The sequence below is a fragment of the Acinetobacter sp. MD2(2019) genome (genome assembly GCF_035615615.1).
Classification (GTDB): domain Bacteria; phylum Pseudomonadota; class Gammaproteobacteria; order Pseudomonadales; family Moraxellaceae; genus Acinetobacter.
The window spans coordinates 1-6,859 of sequence record NZ_VTDU01000043.1 but is presented as its reverse complement, the minus strand read 5'-3'; the positions used below and the strand labels follow the sequence as shown (position 1 = coordinate 6,859).

General features: G+C 42.5%; 6 protein-coding genes. 1 reads left to right on the top strand and 5 read right to left on the bottom strand.

The window, feature by feature from the left end:
- From tuf to I2F62_RS12680, 5 genes are all read right to left on the bottom strand, one after another.
- The coding region (gene tuf / locus I2F62_RS12700; protein WP_324627360.1) for an elongation factor Tu at positions 1-982 on the bottom strand (982 nt) is incomplete at its 3' end.
- A gap of 93 nt (positions 983-1,075) precedes the next feature.
- The gene (fusA, locus tag I2F62_RS12695) at positions 1,076-3,214 is read right to left on the bottom strand and encodes an elongation factor G (RefSeq protein ID WP_324627359.1); all 2,139 of its coding nucleotides are present in this window, start codon (positions 3,212-3,214) and stop codon (positions 1,076-1,078) included.
- A 177-nt stretch (positions 3,215-3,391) separates the two neighbouring features.
- A complete protein-coding gene (gene rpsG, locus I2F62_RS12690) occupies positions 3,392-3,862 on the bottom strand; it encodes a 30S ribosomal protein S7 (protein ID WP_004750610.1) in 471 nt (156 codons plus the stop codon).
- A 160-nt stretch (positions 3,863-4,022) separates the two neighbouring features.
- Positions 4,023-4,397, bottom strand: a complete 375-nt coding sequence (rpsL, locus tag I2F62_RS12685) for a 30S ribosomal protein S12 (protein WP_004648013.1) — start codon at positions 4,395-4,397, stop codon at positions 4,023-4,025.
- Positions 4,398-4,581: 184 nt separating this feature from the next.
- Positions 4,582-5,904, bottom strand: a complete 1,323-nt coding sequence (locus tag I2F62_RS12680; protein WP_324627358.1) for an EcsC family protein — start codon at positions 5,902-5,904, stop codon at positions 4,582-4,584.
- A gap of 288 nt (positions 5,905-6,192) precedes the next feature.
- On the opposite strand from I2F62_RS12680, the gene I2F62_RS12675 reads away from it, so the two are divergent.
- Positions 6,193-6,859: beta-ketoacyl synthase N-terminal-like domain-containing protein (locus tag I2F62_RS12675; protein ID WP_324627357.1), on the top strand; the 667-nt coding region annotated here is incomplete at its 3' end.

The window sequence follows — 6,859 nt, the reverse complement described above, 5'->3', positions numbered from 1 at the left end:
CGTTAAGGAACGGAGTATGACGACCACCTTCGTCTTTAGAAAGTACGTATACTTCTGCGTCGAATTTAGTGTGCGGCTTGATTGTACCTGGTTTAGCAAGTACTTGACCACGTTGTACGTCTTCACGCTTAGTACCACGAAGAAGAACACCACAGTTCTCGCCTGCACGACCTTCGTCAAGCAATTTACGGAACATTTCTACGCCAGTTACAGTTGTAGTTTGAGTATCACGGATACCTACGATTTCAACTGATTCACCAACTTTAACGATACCTGATTCTACACGGCCAGTTACTACTGTACCACGACCAGAAATAGAGAATACATCTTCGATTGGCATTAAGAATGCTTTGTCGATTGCACGCTCTGGTTCTGGGATATAAGAGTCAAGCGCTTCTACAAGTGCAAGAACTGCAGGCTCGCCATATTGGTCAGCGTTGCCGTTCAATGCCTGTAAAGCTGAACCACGGATGATAGGCGTGTCATCACCTGGGAAGTCATAAGTAGAAAGAAGTTCACGAACTTCCATTTCTACTAATTCAAGAAGCTCTTCGTCGTCTACAAGGTCACATTTGTTTAAGAATACAACGATGTACGGTACACCAACCTGACGAGAAAGTAGGATGTGTTCACGAGTTTGTGGCATTGGACCATCAGTCGCTGCACATACAAGGATCGCGCCATCCATTTGAGCCGCACCAGTAATCATGTTTTTAACATAATCGGCGTGGCCCGGACAGTCTACGTGCGCGTAGTGACGAATTGGAGAATCGTATTCTACGTGTGAAGTATTAATAGTAATACCACGCGCTTTTTCTTCTGGCGCTGAGTCGATTTGCGAGTAATCTTTCGCTTCACCACCGTGGTGCTTTGCACAGATTGTTGCAATCGCAGCAGTTAAAGTTGTTTTACCATGGTCAACGTGACCAATTGTACCCACGTTTACGTGTGGTTTATTACGTTCAAACTTAGCCTTAGCCATGATGATCTTCCTTTATAAACTGCTCATGAGGATCACCCATGAGCAATAGGTTTTAAACTAAAATTCTAGTTAGGCAATATAGTAATCGAAAGATTACTCATCGTCACCTTTTTTACCGCCAGCTTGGAATTTAGAAATGATGCCTTCAGCCACGTTACGTGGAGTTTCAGCATATTTAGCAAATTCCATAGAATATGTCGCACGACCTTGAGACATAGAACGCATTTGAGTTGCGTAACCAAACATCTCAGCAAGAGGAACTTCAGCTTTAATGGCTTTAGTACCACCAGGAAGATCGTCCATACCTTGAACCATACCACGACGACGGTTTAAGTCACCCATGATATCGCCCATGTAGTCTTCTGGAGTTTCTACTTCAACTTTCATGATAGGTTCAAGCAAGATTGGATCTGCTTTCATGAAACCATCACGGAATGCGTAAGAACCTGCCATTTTGAACGACAATTCGTCAGAATCGACATCATGGTAAGAACCATCGAACAATGTCGCTTTAATGCCTACAACTGGGTAACCAGCCAAGACACCATTCTTCATACGTTCTTGAATACCTTTGTCAACTGCACCAAAGAATTCTTTAGGGACTACACCACCGACAACTTCTTCAACGAATTGATATTCTTTACCAGCCTCTTCAACATCAAGTGGTTCAAGACGAACATATACATGACCGAATTTACCTTTACCACCTGTTTGACGAACGAACTTACCTTCTTGCTCAACAGATTTTTTAATCGTTTCGCGGTAAGCAACCATTGGTTTACCAATGTTCGCTTCAACGTTGAATTCACGTTTCATACGGTCAACGATGATGTCAAGGTGAAGCTCACCCATACCCGCAATAATCGTTTGACCAGATTCTTCATCTGTACGAACGCGGAATGATGGATCTTCTTTCGCCAAACGACCTAAAGCAATTGACATTTTTTCTTGGTCAGCTTTAGTTTTTGGTTCAACGGCAAGTGCAATTACTGGCTCTGGGAATTCCATACGCTCAAGTGTAATGATGTTTTTCTCATCACACAAAGTATCACCAGTCGTAACATCTTTAAGACCTACGCACGCAGCGATATCGCCTGCACGGATTTCATCAAGATCTTGACGATCAGCAGCATGCATTTGCACGATACGACCAACACGTTCACGCTTAGATTTAACTGGGTTGTACACTGGATCGCCTTGTTTAAGAACACCAGAGTAAACACGGATAAATGTTAAGTTACCTACGAATTTGTCGTTCATGATTTTGAACGCAAGCGCAGAGAACGGAGCTTCGTCAGATGCTTCACGAGATGCTTTAGTTTCATCTTTATCGTCAAGAACACCTTCGATCGCTTTAACTTCAGTTGGCGATGGTAAGAATTCAATTACCGCGTCCAACATACGTTGAACACCTTTGTTTTTGAATGCTGAACCACAAAGCATGACTTGAATTTCAGATGCTAATGTACGTGCACGAAGACCTGCGATGATTTCTTCTTTAGAAAGATCGCCTTCTTCTAAGTACTTGTCCATTAACTCTTCTGAAGCTTCAGCTGCAGATTCAACCATGTTGGTACGCCATTCTTCAGCAGTAGCAACTAATTCAGCAGGAATCTCGCCGTATTCAAACTTCATACCTTGAGAAGCTTCATCCCAAATGATCGCTTTCATTTCGATCAGGTCAACAACACCTTGGAATGTATCTTCAGCACCAATTGGAACAACGATTGGTACAGGATTCGCACCAAGACGTGTTTTCATTTGTTCAACAACACGGAAGAAGTTTGCACCTGTACGGTCCATCTTGTTCACGAATGCTAAACGTGGCACTTTATATTTGTTTGCTTGACGCCATACTGTTTCAGACTGAGGTTGTACACCACCAACTGCACAGTAAACCATACACGCACCATCAAGAACACGCATAGAACGTTCAACTTCGATTGTGAAGTCAACGTGTCCCGGTGTATCAATTACGTTGATACGGTGTTGGTCAAATTGGCTGCCCATACCAGACCAGAAACAAGTTGTAGCAGCAGAAGTAATGGTAATACCACGTTCTTGCTCTTGTTCCATCCAGTCCATTGTTGCTGCACCGTCGTGTACTTCACCAATTTTGTGAGATACACCTGTGTAGAACAAGATACGTTCAGTCGTTGTAGTTTTACCTGCGTCGATGTGCGCAGAGATACCGATGTTACGGTAACGAGAAATCGGGGTTTGACGAGCCATGATTCTTACATTCCTAAAGTATGATGTTTAAAACAGGACGCACCAATAGAAATTGATGCGCACAAATATTCACGTCTGGGTTAAATACCCGCACAGCCCCCATTTGGGTAAAGTGCGATGTTAAATCGAACAACTGTAATCATGAATATTCTCCTGATTAGGGACTGTTTTATCCGCTTAGAAACGGTAATGAGAGAAGGCTTTGTTCGCTTCAGCCATACGGTGCACGTCTTCACGTTTTTTAATTGCAGCACCTTTGCCTTCAGCTGCGTCAAGCAACTCACCAGCAAGACGTAAAGCCATAGTTTTTTCAGAACGCTTAGCAGCAGCATCTACCAACCAACGCATCGCTAAAGCAGTACGACGGGATGGGCGTACTTCCATAGGAACTTGATAAGTAGCACCACCAACACGGCGTGCTTTTACTTCAACCATAGGACGAACTTTTTCAAGCGTAGCTTCAAAGAATTCAACTGGGTCTACTTTGTTTTTTTCTTGAACACGTTCTAAAGCACCGTAAACGATACCTTCAGCAACAGATTTTTTACCATCTTGCATTACGTGGTTCATGAATTTAGCGATTGTTTGGCTACTGAATTTTGGATCCGGAAGGATCTCACGAGCAGCGACTACGCGACGTCTTGGCATTTTAATACACCTAATAATATGACACTTCAGGATAATCCAGCAGATTGTACAAGTGTCATGTACTTTACGCTGGCCTTACTATACGTCGCTTGAATTACAAATCTATTAAGAATTCAAACAAGCGAAACGCTAAAGGATTGCTTGGTTCAAACGTCTAAGATTATTTCTTAGGACGTTTAGTACCGTATTTAGAACGTGACTGGTTACGATCTTTCACGCCAGCACAGTCTAAAGAACCACGAACGGTATGGTAACGCACACCTGGTAAATCTTTAACACGACCACCACGGATAAGAACAACACTGTGCTCTTGTAGGTTATGGCCTTCACCACCGATATAGCTTGAAACTTCAAAGCCAGAAGTTAAGCGAACACGGCAAACTTTACGCATTGCTGAGTTAGGTTTTTTTGGTGTAGTTGTGTAAACACGTGTACAAACACCACGACGTTGTGGACAAGCCTTCAACGCAGGAACTTTTGATTTTTCAATCAAAGTTGTACGACCCTTACGGATCAACTGATTCGTTGTTGCCATATGGCAATTCTCCCGTTAATAAAAAACCTCAAAAAGATAAAACCACTTTTTGAGGGCAAACAATTGTAAGCAAAAACACCATACTGGTCAATATTCAACGGCGTTGTGCTAACAAAATAGCCATAATAAATGTATCAATACCGGTATTTTCTGCCGTTCTTTGACTTTTCAAACATAAAACAGCTTACTTGGTTGGTTTGGCCTTGGTTGTACGCGGTTTACGCGCACGTGGCTTAAGCGCTGTTTGGGCCGGTGTTTTTTCCTCGATTGGCTCGATCAAAGCTTCATTTGTAGAAGATGTTAATTCAGACGGTGCCGCATCAATCTTTGCTGATTCCTTTTCATTTAACTCCACGTCACTTAACTCAGCATCAGGATTCACATTCAAGGCTGCGTGTGTTGGCGTTAAGGTATCTTTAGGCATCGTTGCCGCCGGGTTTTCATCAAACAGCTCTATAGATGTTGCTTGCTCTGGCGGCACAGCGGCAACTGCGTGTTGATAGGCTTCGATAATAGAAAGTTCTGAACTCGGATTTTGGTTTAAATAATCCCTTGCCACAGAAAATACGTGCTGTGCTTTTTGTCCAACATCTTGAATAAAGCGCCAGTTATACGAACCACCAATACTTGCCGCGACAAGAGGTGTAAGCCGAGCAACATTAGACACCTGTAACCATTGATTCAACCACGGCCATTTCAGTTCGCCTTCATTGTTACTTAAAACATTTTTCAACCAATCGACATTGCTATTTGATCCCAGCAAATGTTGTAACTGATTTAAATCATTTTGCTTTAACAATTGATTGACCGTGCTTAAGCCAAATAACAAGGTTTGTTTTTCGGCCAATAAGTCCAGTCTGATCTGTTTAAAAATATAATCCACAATTTCGCGTTCTTGCTGTTCAAGACTAAACCCATAAGCTCGACCGGTTTGGTAAATCACGCGCAATGCCAAAATTAAACTGCTTGGCACATCCACAGCAACACCAATAAAGCCCGTTACCGCCGCAAATGCACCTTGGGTTACGGCAAATAATTTATTTTGCTCAATTAAGGCATTACTTAAGCGTCCAGAACGGGAAAGATCTTGGCGCAGTTCATTGAAATCTTTTACGCCCGCTTGTTCTAAGACTTGCTCAATACTACTTAAGCGATCAGCACATGCCCCTAAACGCTGAGATAAATACCCTGTCACATCGGTCATAGAAATGGGCGATAATAATTGTGCTGCTTGTAGCATTTTGCCATGATGTCGTCCCAAAGCACGTTGCGACAAATAAGGTAAATACGACCCCAAAACTTGATCGACATTTTGCTGATCGGCGATTTTAGGTTCAGTTGCAATCCCATCAATGACAGTTGCAACCGCAGGCTTGGAAATTACTGGGGCGACTTGTGCTGTATTGAGTTGATTTAAGATCTTAAGTCCTGCGCCACTGAGCTTTTTAGCCACTCGCAAAGTCTGGTTTAGCTTCGATTGTGGGTGTTCATTCAGCTGTTTTGGCATTGACTTCACTCCATTATTTTTTCTTTAATCTGTTATAGATACTAGAATTTGCTGTGATTTATCTCAACTACATTATGTATCTTTTAGTTAAGTAAATGACTTTTGACTTAATATGGCTTGTGTATACTCAGGCTTATATGATTTGCCATAAGATTTAAAATTGCTTTCTGTTATTATAAAAAGGATTGTAAACATGAGTAGTGCGTTTATTAACGCTTAAATTTCAGGCTTTTGCATATTATTAATCTGCGCTGACTCAACATTATCACCATATTAAGGGATCATTAGATGAAACGTGTTGTAATCACTGGTATGGGCATCAACTCATGCATTGGTAACTCTTTAGAACAAGTCACTGAATCATTAAAAAATGGCGTTTCAGGGACTCGCTTCAACCAAACATATGCTGACCTTAACTTCAAAAGCCATGTCAGTGCAGCAGCAGAACAAGAATTTGATAATATCGATCGTAAATTAAAACGCTTCATGGGCGTTTGTGCGATGTACGCTTACAATGCAGCGGTAGCCGCTGTTGAGCATGCAGGTTTAACTGCAGCCGACTTAGAAGGCAATCCACGTTATGGTATTGCCGGTGGTTCAGGCGGTGGTTCAACGGCGTCTGTGGTTGAAATGAATGAAATTTTAGAAACCAAAGGCGCGCGTAAAGTTGGCCCGTTCTTTGTACCGCGCAACATGACCAACACCATTACAGCAAACGTTGGCGTGGCATTTAAATTACAAGGCGTTGCGCACTCTATTACCTCTGCATGTGCAACCTCTGCCGATGCCATTGGTTATGCCTACAACCTGATTCAACTTGGCAAACAAGATTTAATGCTTGCCGGTGGCGGTGAAGAAGACCATTGGTCGCAAAGTTTATTGTTTGATGCGATGGGCGCACTTTGTTCTAAATACAACGACACCCCTGAAACAGCTTCTCGTCCGTATTCAGCAG